This is a genomic window from Streptomyces sp. NPDC004609 (assembly GCF_042873655.1).
GTDB lineage: Bacteria > Actinomycetota > Actinomycetes > Streptomycetales > Streptomycetaceae > Streptomyces.
On sequence record NZ_JBIALS010000062.1, the window covers coordinates 1 to 22,090 of the forward strand.

Below are 22,090 nucleotides of genomic sequence, written 5' to 3' on the forward strand. Positions count from 1 at the left end.
GACGCTCCTTCAGCAGTTCCTCGCCGACGAGCGTCTGGCTTCGACGCGGCTGGTGTTCCTCACCCACGGCGCGGTCGCGGCACGGCCGGGCGACGGCGTCGCCGATCTGATCAACGCCCCCGTGTGGGGCCTTGTCCGCTCGGCACAGCGCGAACACCCCGGTCGTCTGTGGCTGGTGGACGGCGCTGACGAGGCACTGGCCGCGACCCTGGCCATGGGTGAGGAACCTCAGTCGGCAGTACGCGACGGCGCGCTCCTCGTCCCGCGGCTCGTCCGGCACGACACGCCCTCCGCCGACACCGTCACGGGCCTCGGCGGGGAAACCGGCACGGTCCTGATCACCGGCGGCACCGGCACTGTAGGCGCCCTGATGGCCCGCCACCTGGTCACCGAACACGGCGTACGCCGCCTGCTCCTGACCAGCCGACGCGGCCAACAGGCGTCAGGCGCACTGGAGTTGGCCACCGAGCTGGAGGCCCTCGGGGCCCAGGTCACCATGGTCGCCTGCGACGCGGCCGACCGCGAGGCCCTGGCCACCGCGCTCGCCGCCATTCCCCCGGACCGGCCCCTGACCGGCGTCATCCACGCGGCCGGCGTCCTCGACGACGCCACGATCACAGGCCTGACCCCGGACCGACTCGACCGTGTCCTGCGCCCGAAGATCGACGCCGCGCTCCACCTGCACGACCTCACCCGGGACCACCACCTCAACGCCTTCGTCCTGTTCTCCTCGGCGGCCGGCGTTCTCGGCAGCCCCGGCCAGGGCAACTACGCGGCGGCCAACGTGTTCCTGGACGCCCTCGCGGCACACCGAGTCGCGGGCGGGCTGCCGGCGCAGTCGCTGCCGTGGGGACTGTGGAGCGAGCGGAGCGAGCTGACGGCGTCGCTCTCGGACGCGGAGCGCGAGCGTACGGGACGCTCGGGAGTACGCGGCCTGTCGTCCGGGGAGGCGCTGGCCCTCTTCGACGCCGCGCGGAGCTCCGGCGAGCCCGTGCTCGTGCCGATCCGCCTCGACCACGCGGCGCTTCGGCGCCAGGACGTACCGCCGGTGCTGTGGCACGAGGTGCGCCGTCCGGGGCACGCCGGGCCGGGGTTCGCGCGGTCGGCGGCCGTATCCGCCCGGGAGCGTCTGCTGGGGCTGCCCGAGGAGGAGCGCCGGGCCGGCCTGCTGGACCTCGTCCGCACCCACGTCGCCGCGGTGCTGGGCCACTCCACCACCGGCTCGGTGACGGCGGAGCGCGCGTTCAAGGACCTGGGCTTCGACTCGCTCACCGCCGTTCAGCTGCGCAACCGGCTGGCCGCGGCGACCGGAGTCAAGCTCCCGCCGACCGTGGTGTTCGATCACCCCACGCCGGGAGCCCTGGCCGAACACCTCGGCGGCGAACTCTTCGACGAGGACCCGGGACTGGACTCGGTCGCCGTACTGCAGGAACTCGACCGCCTGGAGTCGGCCCTGCTCTCCTCCATGTCCAGGCTCCCGGACCCGGAGCACGTGTCGTCCCGGCTGCACGCGCTCGCCGCGAAGGTCGCGGGAACCGACGGCGGCAGCCCGGACATCGACCAGGAAATCGCCTCGGCCACAGCTGACGAGCTGCTCGGCCTCATCGACAAGGAATTCGGCTCCGTGTGACGCGGACCGGTTCGAGGCGATGAGTGGCACTCCTCCGTATTGCGAAAGGCGATGGACAAGGCGATGGCAGAGCAGGAAAAACTCCTTGAGTACCTGAAGCGGATGACGGCCGACCTCCGGCAGGCGAACCAGAGGCTCAGCGACGTCGACGCGAGGGCGCACGAGCCGGTGGCGATCGTGGGCATGGGCTGCCGTTTCCCCGGTGGGGTGGGTTCCCCGGAGGAGTTGTGGCGGTTGGTGGTCACCGGCTCGGACGGTATCTCCGGTTTCCCGGTGGACCGTGGCTGGGATCTTGAGGATCTCTACGACCCGGACCCGGGTGTGCGCGGGAAGGTCTACACCCGCGGGGGCGGGTTCCTGCACGACGCGGCGGAGTTCGATGCCGGTTTCTTCGGGATCTCTCCGCGTGAGGCGTTGGCGATGGATCCGCAGCAGCGGTTGTTGTTGGAGACGTCGTGGGAGTCGTTCGAGCGGGCGGGTATCGATCCGGCGTCGCTGCGCGGCAGCCGTACCGGCGTCTACATGGGCCTGATGTACCACGACTACGCCGTGCACACCTCCGGCGTCCCCGAGGACCTGGAGGGCCACCTCGGCACCGGCACGGCGGGCAGTATCGCGGCCGGCCGGCTGTCGTACATCTTCGGTCTGGAGGGGCCGGCGGTCACGGTCGACACGGCGTGTTCGTCGTCGCTGGTGACCCTGCACCTGGCGGTGCAGGCGCTGCGGCGCGGCGAGTGCGCGATGGCGCTCGCGGGCGGCGTGACGGTCATGTCTTCCCCGGCCGCATTCCTGGACTTCAGCCGGCAGCGCGGGTTGTCCCCGGACGGCCGGTGCAAGGCGTTCGCGGAGGGTGCGGACGGCACCGGCTTCGGCGAGGGCGTCGGCGTCCTGGTGGTGGAGCGTCTGTCGGATGCGGTGCGGCTGGGGCATCGGGTGCTGGCGGTGGTGCGGGGCAGTGCGGTCAATCAGGATGGTGCGAGTAATGGTCTGACGGCGCCGAACGGGCCGTCGCAGCAGCGGGTGATCCGGCAGGCGCTGGCCGATGCGCGGCTGGGTGCCGCGGATGTGGATGCGGTGGAGGCGCACGGGACGGGTACCCGGCTGGGTGACCCGATCGAGGCCCAGGCTCTCCTTGCCACCTACGGTCGCGACCGTCCCGGCGAACAGCCCTTGTTTGTCGGTTCGTTGAAGTCGAATATCGGGCATGCGCAGGCGGCTGCGGGTGTGGGTGGGGTCATCAAGATGGTGATGGCTCTGCGGCATGGTGTGTTGCCGAAGACGCTGCATGTGGATGCGCCGTCCTCGCATGTGGACTGGGCGGCGGGTGCGGTGGAGCTGCTGACGGAGCAGCGGGCGTGGCCGGAGCAGGACCGGCCCCGACGAGCCGCCGTCTCCTCCTTCGGGCTGAGCGGCACCAACGCCCACGTCATCCTCGAAGAGGTCACCGGACCGGAGTCGGAAGCCGTCTCCCGCAAGCCGAGCGGACTGCTCCCCTGGGTGCTGTCGGGCAGGACGGAGACCGCCTTGCGGGCGCAGGCCGAGCGACTGCACGCTTTCGTCACCGAGCGCCCCGATCTCGACCTGGTCGACGCTGCGTACTCCCTCCTGCGCCGCCGCACCGGGTCCGAGCACCGGGCCGCCGTGCTGGCCCAGGACCGCGCCGAACTCCTGGCCGGTCTCACCGCGCTGGCGGCCGGAGAGCCCGCGGCCTCGGTGGTACGAGGCACGCGCGGAGACGGCGGGCTGGCCTTTCTGTTCACCTTCCAGGGCAGTCAGCGCCTGGGCATGGGACGCGAGTTGTACGACGCGTTCCCGGTCTTCGCGGCGGCCTTCGACGAGGCGTGCGCCGAACTGGACCGGCATCTCGACCGGCCGCTCAAGGAGATCGTCTTCGCACCCGAGGACACCCCCGAGGCCGCGTTGCTGACCCAGGCCGAATACGGTCACCCGGCGGTGTTCGCCCTGGAGGTCGCCCTCTACCGGCTGATCGAGCACTGGGGCATCCGCCCCGACGTGGTCTTCGGCGGCTCCAACGGCGACTCCGCCGTGCTCCACGTGACCGGCATGCTCTCCCTGGCGGACGCGGCCGTCTTCGTCACCACGCGGGGCCGCCTGCTCCAGCAGACGCCGCAGGGCGGCACGATGGTCGCGATCGAGGCGTCCGAGGACGAGGTCCGCGCCTCCCTGCGGGGCCGTACTGGCACCGTCGACGTCGCCCTGGTCAACGGCCCCCGGCAGGTCGTCATCTCGGGCGACGAGCACCTCGTCGCCGAGATCGGCGACGAGTGGCAGAGCGCCGGCCGGCGAACCCACCGGATGTCCTTCGGCCGGGCGTTCCACTCCGCCCACATGGAGCCGATCGTGGACCGGTTCATGACGGCGGTCCAGGAGCTGGAGCTGCACCCGCCGCGCACGCGGGTGATCAACTGCCTGGACGGCCGGCTCGCCGATCCCGCCGAGCTCTGCTCCCCGGAGTACTGGGGACGTCACGTACGCGGCGCCGTCCGCTTCCTGGACGGCATGCGCACCCTGGAGGCCGACGGCGTCCGCACCTACCTGGAACTCGGCCCGGTCGCCATGCAGTCCCTGATGGGACGCGAGTGCCTCGCCGAAGACAGTGACGCGGCGCTGCTCCCCACCCTGCGCGAAGGGCGCCCCGAGCCCGCCAGCCTGCTGACCGCCCTTGCCCACCTGTACGTCCGCGGCATCGACTTCGACGCCGACGCCTTCTTCGGCCACCTCGGCCCGCGCCGCATCGAGCTGCCGACGTACGCCTTCGAACGCGTCCACTACTGGCTCGCCGGCTCGCCGGCCGTGTCCGCCCTGCCGACCGAGCTGGGCCTCGGCGCGGCCGGCCACCGGTTACTGGGCGCGGCGGTGTCGGTGGCGGGTGCCGACGAACTGCTGCTCACCGGCCGCCTGTCGCTGCGCACCCACCCGTGGCTCACGGACCACGCGGTGGCGGGCACGGTGCTGCTGCCCGGCACCGCCTTCATCGACCTGGCGCTCCACGCGGCCGACCTGTCCGGCTGCCGGCTGATCGAGCAACTGACCCTTCAGTCCCCGGTCGTCCTGCCCGAACAGGGCGGCTTCCAGATCCAGTTGGCGGTCGGCGCCGCTGGCGTGGCGGGTCGGCGTGGCCTGACGGTCTTCGCCCGGCCCGACGACTTCGCCGACGGGCCGTGGACCCGGCACGCCACCGGTACTCTGGCCACCGACGCTGCCGACCCCGACTTCGATCTGGCCCGGTGGCCTCCGCAGGGCGCCCGTACGGTCCCGGTGGACACGCTGTACGACAGCCTCGCCGAAGCCGGACTCGACTACGGCCCGGCCTTCCGGGGCGTACGCGCTGCCTGGCGGCGCGGGGACGAGGTCTTCGCGGAGGTCGCCCTGGCCGAGGAGACGGCCGACGGCTACGGCGTGCACCCCGCGCTTCTCGACAGCGCCCTGCACGCCTGGAGCCTGGCCGGACCGGAGGCGTCCGGCGGGCCGCAGCTGCCGTTCCACTGGTCGGGTGTGCGGCTCTTCGCGACCGGCGCGGACACTCTGCGCGTACGGCTGAGCCCGGCCGGCGCGGACGCGCTGGCGCTGGCGGTGGCCGATCCGACGGGGCTTCCGGTCGCGTCGGTGGAGTCGCTGACGGTGCGGCCGGTCAAGGCCGATGCGCTGCGCGCGTCGTCCACGGCGGACGCGCTGTACGGGCTCGATTGGATCCCGGCAGACGTGGGGGAGCCGCTGGCGCCGGGCAGTTGGGCCGGCGTGGGCTCCGCCGAGGACGACCACTACCTCTCCCTGGAGGCCCTGGCAGCCGCCGTCGACGCCGGTGCGGCCGTGCCGGAGGTGGTGGTCGTACGCGAGCAGCCGGGGCTCGACGCACTGCACGACGCGGTCCATCGCACGCTGCACCTGCTGCGGGCATGGCTGGCCGACGAACGGTTCGCCGCCGCCCGGCTGGTCCTCGTCACCAGCGGTGCGACGGGTGAGCAGGTCACCAGTCCGTCCGGTGCCGCGCTGCACGGCCTGGTGCGCTCCGCACAGACCGAGCACCCAGGGCGGTTCGTCCTGGTCGACACCGACCGTCCGGGGGAGCCGCTCACGGCTGCGGTGCTCGGCGCCGAGCCGCAGTTCCTCGTCCGCGACGGCGCCTGGTCGGTGGCCCGGCTGGCGCGTGCCCGGGCGAGCGCCGGCGCGCCCGCCTTCCGGCCCGGCGGGACCGTCCTGGTCACCGGTGGCACGGGCACCCTCGGTGCGGCCGTCGCCCGGCACCTCGTGGCGGCGCACGGCGTCCGCCACCTGGTGCTGACCAGCCGCAGGGGCCCGGCCGCCGAAGGCGCCGAGGCGCTGGCGGCCGAACTCGGCAGGCTGGGCGCCACCGTGTCGGTCGTCGCCTGCGACGTGGCCGACCGGTCGGCCCTCGCCGACATCCTGGCCCGGATCCCGGCCGAGCACCCGCTGACCGGCGTGGTGCACGCGGCCGGGGTCGTGGCCGACGGACTGGTGGAATCCCTCACCCCGGAGCAGGCCGACGCGGTGCTGCGCCCCAAGGCCGACGCCGCGCTCCACCTCCACGAGCTCACCCGGGAACTAGACCTGGCGCACTTCGTCCTGTTCTCCTCCGCCGCCGGCGTGTTCGGTGGCGCGGGCCAGGGCGCGTACGCGGCGGCCAACGCCTTCCTGGACGGCCTGGCCGCCCACCGCCGGGCGAACGGGCAGTCGGCGCTCTCGCTCGCCTGGGGCCTGTGGGCCGAACGCAGCGGCATCACCGGCCACCTGGCCGAGGCGGACCTCGCCCGCATCGAGCGGGCCGGCTTCGCCCCGATCGCCGTCGAGGAGGGGCTGGCGCTCTTCGACGCCTGCCTCGCCGCCGACCGGGCGGCCCTGATCCCGATGCGCCTCGACACCGCACCCCGGCTCGGGCGGGAGGTTCCGCCGCTGCTCAGCGGCCTGGTGCGCACGCCGCGCCCGGCCGCCCGGACAGCCGACGCGCCCGCCGCGACTCTCCGAGACCGGCTGCTCGCGCTGCCCGCCGCCGAACGCGACGGGATGCTGCTCGACGTGGTCCGCTCGCACGCCGCCACGGTCCTCGGCCACGCGACGGCCGACCCAGTCGGCGCCGAGCACACCTTCCGCGACCTCGGCGTCGACTCCCTGAGCGCTGTCGAACTGCGCAACGCGCTCAGCCCCCTCACCGGCCTGGCGCTGCCCCCCACCCTGGTCTTCGACTACCCCACCCCGGCCGCGCTAGCGGCGTATCTGCGCCGCGAACTCCTCGCGGAGAGCACCGACACCACAGAGCCCGTCGTCGACGCGAGGGCGCATGAGCCGGTGGCCATCGTGGGCATGGGCTGCCGTTTCCCCGGTGGGGTGGGTTCCCCGGAGGAGTTGTGGCGGTTGGTGGTCACCGGCTCGGACGGCATCTCCGGTTTCCCGGTGGACCGTGGCTGGGATCTGGAGGATCTCTACGACCCGGACCCGGGTGTGCGCGGGAAGGTCTACACCCGCGGGGGCGGGTTCCTGCACGACGCGGCGGAGTTCGATGCCGGCTTCTTCGGGATCTCTCCGCGTGAGGCGTTGGCGATGGATCCGCAGCAGCGGTTGTTGTTGGAGACGTCGTGGGAGGCGTTCGAGCGGGCGGGTATCGACCCGGCGTCGCTGCGCGGCAGCCGTACCGGCGTCTACATGGGCCTGATGAACCGCGACTACCTGACCAGGCTGCGCGCCATCCCCGAGGAGCTGGAGGCGTTCCGCGGCACCGGCACGGCGGGCAGTATCGCGGCTGGCCGGCTGTCGTACACGTTCGGTCTGGAGGGGCCGGCGGTCACGGTCGACACGGCGTGTTCGTCGTCGCTGGTGACCCTGCACCTGGCGGTGCAGGCGTTGCGGCGCGGCGAGTGCGCGATGGCGCTCGCGGGCGGCGTGACGGTCATGTCCTCCCCGGCCGCATTCCTGGACTTCAGCCGGCAGCGCGGGTTGTCCCCGGACGGCCGGTGCAAGGCGTTCGCGGAGGGTGCGGATGGTACGGGGTGGGCCGAGGGTGTGGGTGTGCTGGTGGTGGAGCGTTTGTCGGATGCGGTGCGGCTGGGGCATCGGGTGTTGGCGGTGGTGCGGGGGAGTGCGGTTAATCAGGATGGTGCGAGTAATGGTCTGACGGCGCCGAACGGGCCGTCGCAGCAGCGGGTGATCCGGCAGGCGCTGGCTGATGCGCGGCTGGGTGCCGCGGATGTGGATGCGGTGGAGGCGCATGGGACGGGGACGCGTCTGGGTGACCCGATCGAGGCCCAGGCACTGATCGCGACGTATGGGCAGGACAGGGGCGGTCAAGCCCCGGTGTTCTTGGGTTCGTTGAAGTCGAATATCGGGCATGCTCAGGCGGCTGCGGGTGTGGGTGGGGTCATCAAGATGGTGATGGCTCTGCGGCATGGTGTGTTGCCGAGGACGCTGCATGTGGATGCGCCGTCGTCGCATGTGGACTGGGCGGCGGGTGCGGTGGAGTTGCTGACCGAGCAGCGGGCGTGGCCGGAGCAGGACCGGCCCCGACGAGCCGCCGTCTCCTCCTTCGGGCTGAGCGGCACCAACGCCCACGTCATCCTCGAACAGGCGCCCGCAGTCGAGGACGTCACCGACGCCGAGTCCGGTCCGATCCCCTGGCTGGTCTCGGGCAGGACGGAGACCGCCTTGCGGGCGCAGGCCGAGCGACTGCACGCTTTCGTCACCGAGCGCCCCGAAATAGACCTGGGCGCGGCGGCGTACTCCCTGTTGACCACGCGCACCACGTTCGACCAACGGGCCGTGGTGGTGGCCGAAGACCGCGAAACGCTCCTGAGTAGCCTGGCCGCCGTGGCCGCCGGTGAGCCCGCCGCCGGAGTCGCGCAGGGCCGGCCGCACTCGGGCCGGCTCGCCGTCCTCTTCACCGGGCAGGGAAGCCAGCGCCTGGGCATGGGACGCGAGTTGTACGACGCGTTCCCGGTCTTCGCGGCGGCCTTCGACGAGGCATGCGCCGAACTGGACCGGCATCTCGACCGGCCGCTCAAGGAGATCGTCTTCGCACCCGAGGACAGCCCCCAAGCGGCGCTGATCGACCAGACCGGTTTCACCCAGCCCGCGGTGTTCGCCCTGGAGGTCGCCCTCTACCGGCTGATCGAGCACTGGGGCATCCGCCCCGACGCCGTGGCCGGCCATTCGATCGGCGAGCTCACGGCCGCCCACGTCATCGGCCTGTTCCCGCTGCCGGACGCGGCCGCCCTGGTGGCGGCCCGCGGGCGGTTGATGCAGGAGCTGCCGACGGGCGGGGCCATGGTCGCCGTCCAGGCCACCGAGCCGGAAGTACTCGAGCTCATCGGGGACATGTCCGACCAGGTCGGCGTCGCCGCGGTCAACGGGCCCGCCGCCGTCGTCCTGTCCGGCGCCGCCGAAGCCGTGCTCGACCTCGCCGGACAGCTGCGCGCCATGGGCCGCAAGACCAAGCGCCTGGAGGTCAGCCACGCCTTCCACTCACCGCTGATGGAACCGATGCTGGACAGGTTCGCCGAGGTGGTGCGCGGCCTTCGGTTCGCCCCGGCCACCACCGCGTTCTTCTCCACTCTGACCGGCAGCCCGGTCACGGCGGAGGAACTCGGCAGCCCCGAGTACTGGGTGCGGCACGTCCGGCAGACCGTGCGGTTCCACGACGTGGTGGGCGCCCTCCGGGCCGACGGAGTGACCACCTTCCTCGAACTCGGCCCCGACGGCGTGCTGTCCGCGATGGGCCCCAACTGCCTGCCCGCGGACGCGGAAGCCGCCGCCTTCGTCCCCTCCCTGCGCGGCGGCACCGCCGAGGCGCAGAGCCTCACCAAGGCGGTCGTCCAACTGCACGTGCACGGAGTCCCGGTGGACTGGCCGGCGTTCTGCGGTACCCCGGTGGATTGGGCGGCGGCGTTCGACGGGCCCCGCCCGCCCCGCACGGCGCTGCCGACCTACGCCTTCCAGCGGCAGCGGTACTGGCTCGACGCGCTGCCCGCGCAGCCGGAGGACCTGGGCGCCGCCGGGCTCGTCCCCGCGGACCACCCGCTCCTGGGCGCCGCGATCGAACTGCCCGGCTCCGGCGGCCTGTTGTTCTCCGGACGCCTCGCCGCCCACACCCGGCCCTGGCTCGCCCAGCACAACCTCGCGGGGACGCCGGTGCTGCCCGCCTCGGCCGTGGTCGACATGGTCCTGCGGGCCGGTGACGAGACCGGCTGCGCCCTCGTCGAGGAACTCGTCCTGGAGGAGCCGCTGGTACTGCCCGACCAGGGCGGCACACACCTCAGGCTGACGCTCACCCCGTCCGGCGACGGATGCACCTTCCAACTGCACTCGCGGCCGGAGGGGGCTTCCGGTTCCGGCGGATGGGTCCGCAACGCCCACGGCACGCTGCGCCCCGACGGCCCGGCCCCGGACGCCGGCCTGGCCGTGTGGCCGCCCGACGGCGCCGTACCGGCCGCCGCCGAGGACCTGTACGAGCGCCTGGCGCAGGCAGGGCTCGACCACGGGCCGGCGTTCCAGGCCGTCCGGGCCGTGTGGCGCCGCGACGCGGAGCTATACGCCGAGCTGGCCCTCGCCCCGGCCGAGGCACAGGAGGCCAGCCGGTACCGCGTGCACCCCGTACTGCTGGACGCCGCGCTGCACGCGCTCCACCTGACGGAAGCCAGCGGACTGGCCACATCCTGGCAGGGCGTGGCCGTGCACGCCACCGGCGCCACCGCCGCCCGCGTCCGCATCGCCCCCGCCGCACCGGGCGCGGTCTCCCTCCTGCTGACCGACCCGACCGGTCTGCCGGTCGCGTCGGCGAACTCCGTGCGCCTGCGTCCCACACCGGCCGTCCTGCCCCGTCCGACGGCGCGTCGTCCCGCCCCGGCTGCCCGCCCGGCCCGGCGCACGGTGGCGGCGGAACCCATCGCGGCTCCTGGGGCCAGGGAAAGGCTGCTGGCCCAATCACCGGACGAACGGGCACGCACGCTGCTCGACATCGTCCGCCGCAGCACCGCGCTGGTCTTCGGGCACTCCGGAGCCGACGACGTGGACCCGGAGCAGTCGTTCAAGGACATCGGCATCGACTCGCTCACCGCGGTCGAACTGCGCAACCACGTGACGGCGGCTACCGGCCTGCAGGTGCCCCCGACCGTACTGTTCGACTGCCCCACCCCGGCCGCGCTCGCCGCCCGGCTGGACGAGGAGGCGGACGCCGAGCTATCCGGAGTGCCCGAACTCCACCGGGAGCTGGACCGGTTGGAGGCCCTGCTCGCCGTGCTGCCCGGCGAGGGGACGGAACGCGAGGAGATCTACGGCCGGCTGCGTGCCCTCACCGGCTCCCGGGACCAGTCGGCGGACCGCACGGCGGACGCCGACCTCGAGTCCGCCACCGCCGAGGAGATCTTCGACCTGCTGGATACCGAACTGGAGTCGTCGTGAGCACGCAACCCGTCACCAACGAAGCGAAGTACCTCGACTACCTCAAGCGCGCCACGACCGACCTGCGCGAGGCCCGCAGACAGGTGCGCGAGCTGACCGACCGGCAGCACGAACCGGTGGCGATCATCGGCATGAGCTGCCGGTACCCCGGCGGTGTCGCCGACCCCGACGGGCTGTGGGAGCTGGTGTCGGAAGGACGGGACGCCATCTCCGGGTTCCCGGACAACCGCGGCTGGCCCGGCGACAAGGAGGGCCACGGCGGATTCCTGCACCGCGCGGACGAGTTCGACGCCGACTTCTTCGGCATCTCGCCGCGCGAGGCCCTGGCCATGGACCCTCAGCAGCGGCTGCTGCTGGAAGCGGCCTGGGAGGCATTCGAGGCGGCCGGCCTCGACCCGTCCGCGGCCCGCGGCGAGCAGGTGGGCGTCTTCACCGGCCTCAACCTGCACGACTACGCGACCCGGGCCGAGGCCATCCCCGCCGAGGCCATGGGCTACCTCAGCACCGGCAACGCCGGCAGCGTCGCCTCCGGGCGGATCGCCTACTTCCTCGGCCTGGAGGGCCCGGCCGTCACGGTCGACACGGCGTGCTCCTCCTCCCTGGTGGCCCTGCACCTGGCGGCACAGGCACTGCGGCGCGGCGAGTGCGCGATGGCCCTGGCCGGCGGTGCGACGATCATGAGTTCCCCCGGCGCCTTCGCGGACTTCGGCGCCCAGGGCGGTCTGGCCGCGGACGGCCGGTGCAAGTCCTTCGCCGCCTCGGCCGACGGCACGGCCTGGGGCGAGGGCGTCGGACTGCTCCTGGTGGAGCGGCTGTCCGACGCACGGCGACTCGGGCACCCGGTGCTGGCCGTGCTGCGTGGCTCGGCCGTCAACCAGGACGGTGCCAGCAACGGCCTGACCGCGCCCAGCGGCCGCGCCCAGCGCCAGGTGATCCGGCAGGCCCTCGCGGACGCTCGGCTGAACCCGCCCGACGTCGACGCCGTCGAGGCACACGGCACCGGTACCCGGCTCGGCGACCCCATCGAGGCCCAGGCTCTGCTCGCCACGTACGGCCAGAACCGCCCCGCCGGCCGGCCGCTCTGGCTGGGCTCGCTCAAGTCGAACATAGGGCACACCATGGCAGCGGCCGGCGTGGGCGGCGTGATCAAGATGGTGCAGGCCATGCGCCGCGGGACACTGCCGAAGACGCTTCACGTGGACGCGCCGTCACTGCAGATCGACTGGTCGGGGGGCTCTGTAGCGCTGCTGACCGAGGCGCACCCCTGGCCCAGGACGGACCGTCCCCGACGCGCGGCGGTCTCCTCCTTCGGCATGAGCGGCACCAACGCCCACGTCATCCTCGAACAGCCCGAGGATCACACCGCGGAACGACCCACGGCACAGACCACGGCACCGCCCGAGGCGCCTCCCGAACCGCGGGAAGGGCAACGGCCCGCACCCGCACCGTACGGGGAGCCCCATGGCCCCCTGCCCTGGGTGCTCTCCGCCCGCTCCTCGCAGGCGCTGCGCGCCCAGGCCGCCCGGCTGCACACGCACCTGCTCGCCCACCCGGAGCAGCCCGCCGCGGACGTGGCCTGGTCCCTGGCGACCGGCCGTGCCGCACTCGACTACCGCGCGGTCCTCGTCGCCGACGGCCGCGAGGACCTGCTGGACCGGCTCGGAGCCCTGGCCGACGGCCGGGACGCCCCGCTCACGGTCCGTGGCACGGCGGCCGCCCGGACGGCCGGCCGCACCGCCTTCGTCTTCCCCGGCCAGGGCTCCCAGTGGCGCGGCATGGCAACCCGGCTGGCCGCCTCCTCCGCCGTGTTCCGGGACCGCCTCACGGCCTGTGAGGAGGCGCTCGCACCCCACGTCGGCTGGTCGCTGACCCGGGTACTGCGCGGCGACCCGGACGCGCCCTCCCTCGACCGGGTGGACGTGGTCCAGCCGGCCCTGTTCGCCGTCATGGTGTCGCTCGCCGCCCTGTGGCGGTCGTACGGCATCGAGCCGGACGCCGTCGCCGGCCACTCGCAGGGGGAGATCGCGGCCGCCTGCGTGTCCGGCGCCCTCTCGCTGGAGGACGCCGCACTGGTGGTGGCCCTGCGCAGCCGGGTGCTGACGCGACTGGCCGGCCGCGGCGGCATGGTGTCGGTCGCTCTGCCGGCCGACGAGGTGGCGGCCCGGCTCGTTCCCTGGGCGGCCCGGATCGCGGTCGCCGCGGTCAACGGACCGAACGCGACGGTGGTGGCCGGTGACGCCGATGCCCTGGACGCGTTCCTGGCGCGGAGCGAGGCGGACGGGCTGCGGGTGCGCCGAGTTCCGGTGGACTACGCTTCCCACTCGCTGCACGTTGAGAGCGTCCGAGAGGACGTGCTGACGCGGCTGTCGGCCGTCACACCGAAGCCGGCTGAGGTGCCGTTCTACTCGACCGTCACCGGCACGCTGCTCTCCGGGACGGAGCTGAACGCCGACTACTGGTACCGCAACCTGCGCCAGACGGTGCGCTTCGACGAGACCGTACGGCTGCTGATCGAGGACGGCTTCCGGTACTTCGTCGAGACGAGCCCGCACCCCGTGCTCGTCGCCGCCATCGAGGAGACCGCGGAGACGACCGAGGCCGGACGCACCGTCACGGTGACCGGCTCGCTGCAGCGCGACGAGGGCCACCCCGCCCGTTTCCTGCAGTCGGCCGGTGAGCTGTACGTCCGGGGCGCCGCCGTGGACTGGACCGCCGCGCTGCCGACCGCCCGCCGCGTCGAAATGCCGCGCTACGCCTTCCAACGACGTTCGTTCTGGCTGGCGTCCACACCCGCCGCGAAGCTCCCCGCAACCCCCGTGCTCGCGCCCGCCGCCGAGGAGGACACCGGGGCGCTGCAGCGGACCCTGGCCGGCATCGCCGACGACGAACAGCGCGCCGCCACCGTCGCCGACCATGTCCGGGCGACCGCCGCCGCTGTCCTGGGCCACGCCACGCCCCAGGACGTCGACCCCGACCGGTCCTTCGCCGAGCTCGGATTCGAGTCCTTGACGGCCCTGCAACTGCGCAACCGGCTGCGGGTCTCCACCGGGCTGCCCCTGCCCGCGACCCTCATCTTCGACCACCCGACGGTCACCGCGCTGGCCGCAGACCTGTCGGAGCGACTGGGACAGGCGCCCGGCGAGCCCCCGGGTGACCCGCTGGCCGGCCTGTTCCGGCAGGCGTACCGCACGGGTCGGCTCACGGAGGGTTTCCAGCTGCTGACCGCCGCCGCGGCGCTGCGGCCGGACTTCGCCACGCGCGCCGAGGCGGACCGCTGGCCCGCCCCGGTGCGCATCACCGCCGGCGCCGGCGACCTCGCGGTGCTGTGCCTCCCCTCGCTCAGCGCCGTCTCGGGACCGCAGGAGTACCTGCGGCTCGGTTCGGCGCTCGGCACTGCGGGAGAGGTCTGGGCGCTGCCGCACCCCGGGTTCGTGGCCGGCGAGCCGCTGCCACGCTCGGCGGAGGCGCTGATCGGCGCTCATGCGGAGACCGCCGTCGAACTCGCGGCCGACCGCCGGATCGTGCTGCTCGGCCGCTCCTCCGGCGGCTGGATCGCCCACGCCGTGGCCGAGTACCTGGCCGCGCTCGGCACCACGGCCGCCGCCGTCGTCCTGGCAGACACCTTCTCCCGGACGGCGGACGGGTCCAGCACGCGGCTGATGGTCTCGCAGCTGCTGGAGAACGAGGAGGCCGCCGAACTCCTCACCGACCAGCGGCTGGTGGCGATGGGCGGCTACTTCCGGGTCTTCGCAGACTGGACCCCACAGGCCCTTGAGACCCCCGTGCTGCTGCTGCGCGCCACCGACGAGGTCCCCGGAGCGGCCCCCGGCGAACGCGGGGCCGGCTGGGAGCACTCCCACCACGTGGTCGACGTACCCGGAGACCACTTCTCGATGCTCGACGAACACCATCGGACAACCGCCGACGCCATCGCGTCCTGGCTGCGCACGGAGGTAGGGGAATGACCAACGCCCTGGCTGCACAAGAGCTCTGGATCCGCCGCTACCACCCGGCGCCCCAGGACACCGACCTGTCGCTGGTCTGCTTGCCCCACGCGGGCGGCTCCGCCAGCTACTTCCGCCCGCTCGCGGGCGCCCTGGCCTCGGTCGCGGAGGTACTGGCGGTGCAGTACCCGGGCCGGCAGGACCGCCGCGCCGAACCGCCGATTACCTCCATCCCCCTGCTCGCCGACGAGATCCTCGCCGTGCTGGAGTCGCTTCCGCGGCGCCGGCTGGTGCTGTTCGGGCACAGCATGGGCGCCTGCCTGGCCTTCGAGGTGGCCCGCCGCATCGAGCAGCGCTCCTCACTGGAGGTGCTGGGGCTGGTCGCCTCGGGCCGCACCGCCCCGCCCAAGCTGCGCGACCGCGGGGTCCGCTCGATGGACGACGACGGCGTCATAGCAGAGATCCGCCGGTTGAACGGCACCGATGACCGACTGCTCCTCGACGACGACGTCATCCGGATGATCACGCCGGCCATCCGCGGCGACTACGAGGCGGTGGAGTCCTACCGGTACGAGCCGGGCCCCCGCCTGCGCTGCCCCCTCAGCGTGCTGGTGGGCGACGACGATCCGCAGGTCACCCTGGTCGAGGCGGAGGAGTGGGGGGACCACACCGAGAGCGGCTTCACCCTGCGCAGCTTTCCCGGCGGCCATTTCTACCTGGCAGAGCAGAGCGCCCAGGTGACCCAGGCGCTGACCGAGGACCTGGCGCGCTTCTGCTGACCGATTTCCCCCGGCCGACGCCACGTCGTCGGCGATTCCCCCTACCCAGAGAGACTGGTATGGCAAACGAACCGGCTACCCCGGCACGCCCGTCGTTCGGACTGACCGTCCTGGCCGTGTCCCTGCCGATGTTCATGGTGGCCCTGGACAACCTGGTGGTCACCAACGCCCTGGCGTCCATCAGACGTGACCTGGGCGCCTCGGTCCAGGGCCTGCAGTGGGTCACCAACAGCTACATCCTGGGCTTCGCCGGCCTGCTGCTGGTCGCGGCCGGCCTCGGCGATCGGTACGGACGACGCAAGGTGTTCGTCGCCGGGCTCTCGCTGTTCGTGCTGTTCTCGGTCGGCTGCGCGCTCTCCACCTCGACCGCGGCACTCATCACCCTGCGCGCCCTGCAGGGCATGAGCGCGGCCGCCGTGCTGCCGCTGTCGCTGACGATGCTGACCTTGGCCGTGCCGCCGGAGAAGCGCGGCGTGGCGATCGGAGTCTGGTCCGGCATCAGCAGCCTGGCGGTCGGCGTCGCCCCGCTGATCGGCGGCGCCATCACCACCGGCATCGGCTGGCACTGGCTGTTCTGGCTGAACGTCCCGATCGGCCTCATCGCCGTGCCGCTGGTGCTGCGCGTCCACGCCGAAAGCCGCGGCGCGGCAGCCGGACTCGACCTCCTCGGGCTGCTGTTCGGCGCTGCGGGGGTGCTCGCCCTCGTCTGGGCGATCGTGGACAGCAGCGAGTACGGCTGGACCTCCGGGCGGGTGCTCGGGATGTACGCCTCGGCAGCCGTACTGCTGGTGCTCTTCGTCCTGTGGGAGCGCCGGGCCGCCCAGCCGCTGCTGCCGCTGCGCGTGTACCGCAGCCGCGCTTTCACCCTGGCCAACCTCTCCTCACTGGCCGTGTTCTTCGGCCTGTTCGGTTCGATCTTCTTCCTCGCCCAGTACCTCCAGGTGGTCCGCCACCACTCGCCGTTCGTGGCGGGCCTGTGGACCCTGCCGTGGGCCGTCATGCCGACGATCTGCGCACCGTACGCGGGCAAGCTCATCCCCAGGTTCGGCCCCAGCAAGCTGATCGCCGCCGGGCTGGGACTCGCCGCCCTGGGGCTGGCATGGTGCGCGCTGATCTCCGACCCGGGCACCGCCGACTGGCAGATGGTGGCGCCGTACATGTTGTGCGGCATCGGCACCGGTCTGATCTTCGCACCGAGCGCGATGGTGGTGGTGAGCTCCGTCCAGCCGCAGGACATCGGCAAGGCGTCCGGCACCAACGCGACCGTCCGCGAGATCGGCAGTGCCTTGGGCATCGCCGTCCTCACCACCGTGTTCACCAGCCGGGGCGGCAACTACCTCTCGCCGACGGCCTTCACCGACGCGATGATCCCCGGACTGTGGATCTGCGTCGCGGTTCTGCTGGCCGGCGGTGCGGTGGCGCTCGGCATCCCGGCGCTCAAACCGCCCACCCCCGCCCCTGCCCCCGCTTCCAGGCAGCCGGCTCTCGACTGACCCGAAAACAACGTGAAGTACCTGTTCAGAAGCTGTCGGTGGGGAGGTGAGAGTGATTTGGCAGCCGAGTTGGTGGAGACGGCGGACGGCCTGGCGGGTGGCCCGGTCGGGGCCGAGCCGGAGGAGTTGGAGGAACTGGAGGAAGTCGTCCCCGCCGAGATCACGGTAGTCGATGTCGTGGGTGAGCATGTGCCGGACCGAGACGAGGATGGAGTGCTCCAGCGCGACCAGGGCCCGTTTGTTGCCTCGCCGTCCGGCCGGGCGGCGGTAGAGCGCGCCGAGGCAGGTGGCGTTCTTGGTGCGGGCCGCGGCCATCGCGGCGACCCCGAGCGCCCCGTTCAGCCATCGGTTGCCGTGCCGGGACGCCCCGGATGTGCGGCGTCCGACGGATTCGTTGTCGCCGGGACACACCCCGGCCCAGGAGGACGGGTGACCGGCCGAGGGGAAGCGGGACATGTCCGCGCCGGTCTCGGCGACGACCACCTCCGCGATGCGGCGGCTGATCCCGGGGACGGTCTCCAGCCGGGTCAGCTCGGCCTGAAAGGGCTGCGTCTCGGCCTCGATGCGTGCAGTGAGCCGGGAGATCTGGGAGCTGAGGTGGTCGTACAGAGCGTTGGTGGTGGAGGTGAAGGTACGCACCTCACCACGGCGGCGTTCCCTTCCCCGCTCGTCCGGCGTCCGCACGCACGCTTTGACGTCCCTCTTGCTGATATCGAGCGCCGCGCACCGCTCGTGCATGACTTCCACGGCGACCGGCCTCCCTCCCCGGACGGATCACGATCTGCAGTGTGCGCTGTCCGGAGGAGCCGCAAGGCCGAAGACTCTGACTCGCGTGCCTGCCGCATCAATCCACGGTGCCCGTGGTCGGCTCCCCGCCGCCAAGCTGATTCCCGGGCTCACGGCGCCAAGGAGATACCGGCGTTCCCGGACAGCACCACCCAGTTTTCCCTGGTCACGGCGAGCGCCGCAGGCGCTCTGGGGAGCTGATTCGTCAATGGATCGCGTCCAAGGCCGAGAAGCCCGATCCGCCTTCGTTCTACATGCCAACAGGGTGGGGCTCGGCTTCCGGACCACTGACCCTCATTTCACAAGGAGTACACGTACATGGTTACCTTCACCGACCTCTACGCCGAGTACGGTGTGAAATCCCCGCACGACCTGTTCGAGCGGCTGCGTGAGGAACGCCCGCTGTTCCAGGTCATACTGCCCAACGGGGTGCCGCTGTGGCTGGTCACCCGGTACGCCGACTGCCGAGCCGGCCTTGGCGACGCGCGGCTGTCCAACCGGATCGGCACCCGGATCGTCGCCAAGGACGTCCTGCCCGCCGAGATCCGCGCCAGCATGGGCACCCACATGCTGCGGGTCGACGGCACCGACCACACCCGGCTGCGGCGGCTGGTCTCCTCCGTGTTTACGGCCAAGCGCATCGAACGGCTCCGGCCGATGATCGAGCAGATGACCAGCGACCTGCTCGACAAGATGGCCGTCCAGGAGCACCCGGACGCCATCCGCGACCTGGCCTACCCGCTGCCGATGCAGGTGATCTGCGAACTGCTCGGCGTGCCCGTCACCGACCACGAGCGCTTCCGAACCTGGTCGAACGCCTATCTCGCCGGAGTGGGCACCCAGAACTTCCCCGTCGACGTGGTCACCGAGTTCGTTCACTACGTCCGCGACCTCGTCGAGCGGAAGCGGGCCGAGCCGGACGACAAGCTGCTGTCCGCGATGATCTCCGCGCGGGACAACGAGGACCGACTCGCCGAGAACGAGCTGACCTCGATGTGCTTCCTGCTCATCATCGCTGGCTACGAAACCACCGTGAACCTGCTCGGCAACGGCACGGCGCTGCTGCTCGCCGATCCGGGACTCGCCAATGGCCTGCGGGCCGACCACGAGGCGATCCCGGGGGCCGTCGAGGAGTTCCTGCGCTTCGAGAGCCCGGTGCCCGGCGCGAGCTTCCGGGTCGCCACCGAGCCCCTGGAGCTCGGCGGCCAGACCATCAAGGAGGGCGAGCTCGTCCTGATCTCACTGCTGTCGGCCAACCGCGACGAGCGGGTCGTCGCCGACTCGATGGCCTTCGACGCCGAGCGCAGCCCGAATCAGCACATGGCCTTCGGCTACGGCATGCACTACTGCCTGGGTGCCCCGCTGGCCCGGCTGGAGGCCCACATCGCCTTCCGTCAACTGCTGGAGCGCTTCCCCAAGATGGAGCGTCTGGACCCGTCGGCCGAGCTCAAGTGGCGGCCCGGGCTGGTGATGCGCGGCCTGACCGAACTCCCGGTGAAGCTCAACCAGTAGACACGACCGAGGTGGTGGCCGGGGCCGCCCTGGCCACCACCCGCGGACCCCGAGCCCTTCCACAACGAAACCGACAGGAGTCTGTGGTGATAGCCGACCTGGTCGCCGCGATCGAGTCGCCGGACGCGAGGTCACGCGACTTCGCGTGTCTGCCGGTACCGGAGTCCTACCGAGCCGCCGTGCTCTTCAAGGACGAACAACACATGTTCGACGGACTGCCGGTCACCGACCGGAAGCCCACGAAGGCCCTGCACATCCGTGACGTACCGACCCAGGAGCCCGGCCCCGGCGAGGCCCTGATCGCCGTCATGGCGAGTTCGGTCAACTACAACACGGTGTGGAGCGCGCTGTTCTCGCCCGTGCCGACCTTCGCCTTCCTCGAACGCTACGCCCGCACCGGAGGCCCGGCCGCGCGGCACGACCAGCCCTACCACGTCATCGGCTCCGACCTGTCCGGGGTGGTGCTGCGCGTCGGCCCCGGCGTGCGCCGCTGGCAGCCCGGCGACCGGGTCGTCGCGCACTGCCTGTCCGTCGAACTCGAGGACGCGGCGGGCCACGACGACACGATGCTGGACCCCGAGCAGCGGATCTGGGGCTTCGAGACCAACTTCGGTGGCCTGGCTCACTTGGCGCTGGTGAAGGCCAACCAGCTGATGCCCAAGGCCGCCCACCTCACCTGGGAGGAGGCGGCCGCACCCGGCCTGGTCAATTCCACGGCGTACCGCCAACTGGTCTCGCGCAACGGCGCGGGCATGAAGGTCGGCGACAACGTGCTGATCTGGGGCGCGGGGGGCGGCCTGGGCTCGTATGCCACCCAGTACGCGCTGGTGGGCGGCGCGACACCGATCTGCGTGGTCTCCAGCGACCAGAAGGCGGCGATCTGTCGTGCGATGGGCGTCGAGGCCATCATCGACCGCAGCGCGGAGAACTACAGGTTCTGGAAGGACGAGCGCACCCAGGACCCCAAGGAGTGGAAGCGCCTCGGCAGCAGGATCCGCGAGCTGACGGGCGGCGAGGACGTGGACATCGTCTTCGAGCACCCGGGCCGGGAGACCTTCGGCGCCTCGGTCTACGTCGCCCGCAGGGGCGGGACCGTCGTCACCTGCGCGTCCACCTCCGGCTACCGGCACGAGTTCGACAATCGCTACCTCTGGATGCACCTCAAGCGGATCATCGGCTCCCACTTCGCCAACTACCGTGAGGCTTGGGAGGCCAACCGCCTTGTCGCCAAGGGCCGCATCCACCCCACGCTCTCCCGCACCTACCCGCTCGCCGAGGTCGGCCAGGCGGTGGCCGACGTCCACGGCAACCGCCACCACGGCAAGGTCGGCGTGCTGTGCCTGGCTCACCAGGAGGGCCTGGGTGTCACCGACCCCGAGCTGCGGGCCCGGCACGAGCCGGCCATCAACCGGTTCCGGACCAGCTGAGCTCGGCGACACGGCCGCCGTACCACCGTCCTCTCCCCACATCCGCATTCACACAGATTGGCAGCAGCTGCCGTCCGCCGCCCCGGCCTCCTCGGCCTCGGCTTGCGGGCGGGCGAGACGGAGCTGGGTGTGGGCGGCGCTGATCTCCCAGGTACACAGGTCGGCTGAGTGGGGGGCGCGGACCTTGGGACGGGTCCAGCCCAGAGTCTGCTTGAGCATGCGGAAGGTGTGCTCTCAATCGAATCCGCGGACGGCGTCCAGGAGGGCTGTCCAGGAGGTCCGGCCCGTTTCCACGGCCGTGACGAAGGAGTAGGGCCGGCCGGGCACGGGCCGGTCACTGCCGCGGCCCGACCGTCCGTAGACGTGGCAGAACAACCGCTCCGGGCTGGTGGCGGCGTCGGGACGCAGCCACGGGGAGACAGCAACAGTGAGCACGATCCGCCCGTCGGCCGCGCGGGGCAGTGGCATCGAGGCGAGCAGGTTACGGAAGGGGACCTGCTCGAGCCATCCGGTGTTCAGCGCGTTGTACATCGCACCGTGACCGCGCTGCTCTCCGCGGTGAGCGTGAGCACGGGCAGTGAGGTGACCGGCCCGTCCGCGCACAGCACCGCATCGGGCAGCTCGAAGAGCGCGTCCGCACGGGTGCAGACAGTCGTAGGAAAGCGACCCGAAAGCGGGACAGCACCGCGAAGGGATCGACCTTCGAGAGCTCAGCGGGCAACTCGCCACAGCGACCGTCCTCTCACGCTCCGTTACTCGACATCTCGAACCGTGAAGGACGGTCGCTCCTGTCCCATCAAGGCCACACCCTCAACCAGCGGAAAACCAGGCGAGGTGAGTACTGCAACGGTGTTTGTTCTGATTGTTGGGCAGTTTTCAGGGGCTGTGGCCTCGTTGTTTGTAGTGGCTGAGGCGGGCTTGGTGTTGGCGCCTGCGGCGCCACGTCGACCGGTGCAGGATGTGGTCGACCGGGGTGGGACGGCGGTCGGTGAGCCGGTTGATCAGTCGTCGGATCTCGGCGAGGCTGTAGTGGATGAGCTGGGAGGATCCGTTTCTGCTTTCTCCGTGTCCAGTTCTCGGGCCCGCAGGACGG

7 protein-coding genes and 4 pseudogenes are annotated in these 22,090 nt (G+C 72.1%); 7 read left to right on the plus strand and 4 right to left on the minus strand.

The window, feature by feature from the left end; translation table 11 throughout:
• The 5 genes and pseudogenes from ACFYT4_RS34605 to ACFYT4_RS34625 form a co-directional block, all read left to right on the plus strand.
• Positions 1-1,630, plus strand: a 1,630-nt coding sequence (locus tag ACFYT4_RS34605; RefSeq protein WP_389278381.1) for a beta-ketoacyl reductase, incomplete at its 5' end; no start/stop codon positions are given.
• Positions 1,631-1,693: 63 nt separating this feature from the next.
• Complete coding sequence (locus tag ACFYT4_RS34610; RefSeq protein WP_389278384.1) at positions 1,694-11,056, plus strand: type I polyketide synthase; 9,363 nt, start codon at positions 1,694-1,696, stop codon at positions 11,054-11,056.
• An 11-nt stretch (positions 11,057-11,067) separates the two neighbouring features.
• Positions 11,068-15,021, plus strand: a pseudogene (locus tag ACFYT4_RS34615) (type I polyketide synthase); the annotation flags it as partial.
• Positions 15,018-15,779, plus strand: coding sequence for a thioesterase II family protein (locus ACFYT4_RS34620; protein ID WP_389278386.1), 762 nt, complete (start codon positions 15,018-15,020; stop codon positions 15,777-15,779). The pseudogene ACFYT4_RS34615 and the gene ACFYT4_RS34620, both read left to right, overlap by 4 nt.
• Before the next feature lie 59 nt (positions 15,780-15,838).
• Positions 15,839-17,272 (plus strand): MFS transporter, encoded by a 1,434-nt coding sequence (locus tag ACFYT4_RS34625; protein ID WP_389278389.1) that lies wholly within the window; start codon positions 15,839-15,841, stop codon positions 17,270-17,272.
• 303 nt (positions 17,273-17,575) lie between these two features.
• Here ACFYT4_RS34625 and ACFYT4_RS34630 read toward each other — a convergent pair.
• Positions 17,576-18,010, minus strand: a pseudogene (locus ACFYT4_RS34630) (transposase); the annotation flags it as partial.
• Positions 18,011-18,376: 366 nt separating this feature from the next.
• Here ACFYT4_RS34630 and ACFYT4_RS34635 point away from each other — a divergent pair.
• Together ACFYT4_RS34635 and ccrA are read left to right on the plus strand one after the other, a co-directional pair.
• Complete coding sequence (locus ACFYT4_RS34635) at positions 18,377-19,570, plus strand: cytochrome P450 (protein ID WP_389278392.1); 1,194 nt, start codon at positions 18,377-18,379, stop codon at positions 19,568-19,570.
• 89 nt (positions 19,571-19,659) lie between these two features.
• Entirely contained in the window at positions 19,660-20,997 is a 1,338-nt protein-coding gene (gene ccrA, locus ACFYT4_RS34640; RefSeq protein ID WP_389278398.1) for a crotonyl-CoA carboxylase/reductase, read from the plus strand.
• Positions 20,998-21,045: 48 nt separating this feature from the next.
• Here ccrA and ACFYT4_RS34645 read toward each other — a convergent pair whose 3' ends face one another.
• From ACFYT4_RS34645 to ACFYT4_RS34655, 3 genes and pseudogenes are all read right to left on the minus strand, one after another.
• Positions 21,046-21,216, minus strand: a complete 171-nt coding sequence (locus ACFYT4_RS34645; protein ID WP_389278395.1) for a hypothetical protein — start codon at positions 21,214-21,216, stop codon at positions 21,046-21,048.
• 27 nt (positions 21,217-21,243) lie between these two features.
• Positions 21,244-21,682 (minus strand): annotated as a pseudogene (locus tag ACFYT4_RS34650) (transposase); the annotation flags it as partial.
• A 191-nt stretch (positions 21,683-21,873) separates the two neighbouring features.
• Positions 21,874-22,090, minus strand: a pseudogene (locus ACFYT4_RS34655) (hypothetical protein); the annotation flags it as partial.

Excerpts from the sequence above, each read along its gene's own strand:
- ACFYT4_RS34645 (WP_389278395.1), bottom strand. The coding sequence starts at position 21,216 with ATGCTCAAGCAGACTCTGGGCTGGACCCGTCCCAAGGTCCGCGCCCCC.
- ACFYT4_RS34610 (WP_389278384.1), top strand. The coding sequence starts at position 1,694 with ATGGCAGAGCAGGAAAAACTCCTTGAGTACCTGAAGCGGATGACGGCC.
- ACFYT4_RS34625 (WP_389278389.1), top strand. The coding sequence starts at position 15,839 with ATGGCAAACGAACCGGCTACCCCGGCACGCCCGTCGTTCGGACTGACC.
- ACFYT4_RS34635 (WP_389278392.1), top strand. The coding sequence starts at position 18,377 with ATGGTTACCTTCACCGACCTCTACGCCGAGTACGGTGTGAAATCCCCG.
- ACFYT4_RS34620 (WP_389278386.1), top strand. The coding sequence starts at position 15,018 with ATGACCAACGCCCTGGCTGCACAAGAGCTCTGGATCCGCCGCTACCAC.